The sequence below is a fragment of the Actinomycetospora sp. genome (assembly GCF_055612215.1).
Genome location: NZ_JBVPVA010001055.1, coordinates 1 through 1,944, shown reverse-complemented (window position 1 = coordinate 1,944; position 1,944 = coordinate 1). Strand labels below are relative to the sequence as shown.

Genomic DNA, 1,944 nt, shown 5'->3' with positions numbered 1-1,944 from the left:
GTCGACCTTCTGCATGATGTGTCGGACGTGGTTCTCGACGGTCCGCTCCGAGAGATGGAGCCGTGATGCGATCTCGCGATTGCTGATGCCGTCGGCCACGAGGGCGGCGATCTCGGTTTCCCGTCGTGACAGCGTGCCGATGTGCTGATCGGAGCGCTGGGTTCTGATCGAGGCGAGTTCCGTGGTCAGCGGGCGCATGCCGAGGACCGTCCCGATCCGTTCCGCTTCGGTCAGGTGCGTCTCGGAGCGGCTGCGGGAGGCCACGTGTCGGGCGAGCTCGAGATGGGCCATGGCCGCCGAAGGCAGGTCGTGCATGCCCTCAGCGGCGCGGAGGGCCGCCAGAAGGTGCTCTTCGCCCCGATCGCGTCGTCCGAGCAGCATCTCGAGGCGGCCCAGGTGGAGGGCGACTGGACCGTAGCTGGGGCTGTCGGCGCCGCTCGTCCCGTACACGTGGGCATGGGGTGTCAGTTGGGCCAGGACGACGGCCGCGGTCGGACGGTCCTCGAAGGCGACTGCGAGGCGGGCGTGCCCGATGGTCGCGATCAGCCACTCCGGAGCTCGCGTCGGCAGGTCCTGGACGTGCGGCGCGATCGCGCGCCACAAGCCGTGCGCCTCGTCGTGCCGGTCGAGCTCGACGAGCAGCAGCGCGTGCCAACCCCGAGCGAAGTAGGGCGCGCTGTCGAGCGCGGTGCGCACCTCCCGTTCGCTGTCCTCCAGACCCTGACCCGAGAGCACGGCCAGATGCGAACGCATCACCAACGCCAGATAGTCGGCTCGGTCGGCGACGAGCGAGCGACAGTCGGCGAACCGCCCGTCGAGCAACCGCAGCGCCGCCCGGACCAGGGCGAGGCGCTCGTCCCAGTGCTGCAGGCCTGCTGCCACCAACGCGGTGAGCTGCGCGAGGTCGGCCTCGAGATCGGCGCGGCGGCCCAGCTGCGCGAGCGCGGTCATCCGCCACATCAACGCGGAGGCGACGAGGTCGCCGGGTCCGGCGGCGTGGCTCAGGGAGATCGCCTCGTCGGCGAGCTCGAGCCGACGCTGGACGTGGTCGACGTGGGTGTGGGCCTCGTGCTCGCCGAGGAGCTCCAGGAAGCGCGCGGACGCGTCGGGAGTGTCAACGGATGTGGCGGTGGGACGGCCCCAGGGGGAGCGGGTCGCCTCGAGCTGCGCGCGCAGCCTGCGCTCGCGGTCAGCGTCCTCGCCACCGAGCGCCGCGAGTGCCTCGAGGCACAGGTGGTGGACCTGAGCGGCCACCGGAGTGCGGGCGGCGTTGGTCAGCGCGGTCGCCGCGTCGGCCAGGGACAGGGCGTCCGCCACAGCCCGGGCGTGGTCCGCGGCCTCCCGGCAGGCGTCCCACGCCGCCTCCGTCCGGCCTTCGAGCGCGAGCCCGCGCGCCCGGGACAGCAGTTCCGCCGCCCCGGGGGCCGACCTCGGCAGGGACCCGGCCCTGCGCGCATCCACATCGATGAGCATAGAGAACCTGATGAGTGGTCGAAAGATGAGTGCTGCCGCTCAGGTGCGCACTGCGCGCAGTTCCTATCGTCGTCGGGCATGACACTCGGCCAACGTGAATTCCCGGATCGTCGCACAGAACTCGGTGGCCGCATCTGCTTCTGGGGCGGGATCGTCGGGGCGCTCCAAGGCCTCGTCGTCCTGGCCGCACTCCTGGCGTCCGATCCGTCCGAGGCGTCGCGGTACAGCACCCCGTTCAGCCCGGGCGTCTTCTCGGTTGCACAGGTGACCTTCGCCGTCCAGCACCTCGCTCTGGTGGCTGGTGTGCTGGCCCTGGCCCGCGTGGCCGGGGCGTCCCGGCCGGCGCGTGTCGGCCTCTTCGGCGCAGCCGTCGGCCTCGTCCTCCTCGCGGTGACGGAGCTGTTCGCCATCACAGCGGCCGACGCGATGGTCGGGGACCCTCGAGCTGACCTCGTCAGTTCTCTCTACGGC

Annotated in this window: 2 protein-coding genes; one reads left to right on the top strand and one right to left on the bottom strand. The window is 71.6% G+C overall.

The window, feature by feature from the left end:
- The coding region (locus tag AC0CYZ_RS28550) for a helix-turn-helix transcriptional regulator (protein ID WP_472221490.1) at positions 1-1,317 on the bottom strand (1,317 nt) is incomplete at its 3' end.
- 234 nt (positions 1,318-1,551) lie between these two features.
- On the opposite strand from AC0CYZ_RS28550, the gene AC0CYZ_RS28545 reads away from it, so the two are divergent.
- Positions 1,552-1,944 (top strand): hypothetical protein (locus tag AC0CYZ_RS28545; RefSeq protein ID WP_472221489.1); only part of this gene is annotated, 393 nt, incomplete at its 3' end.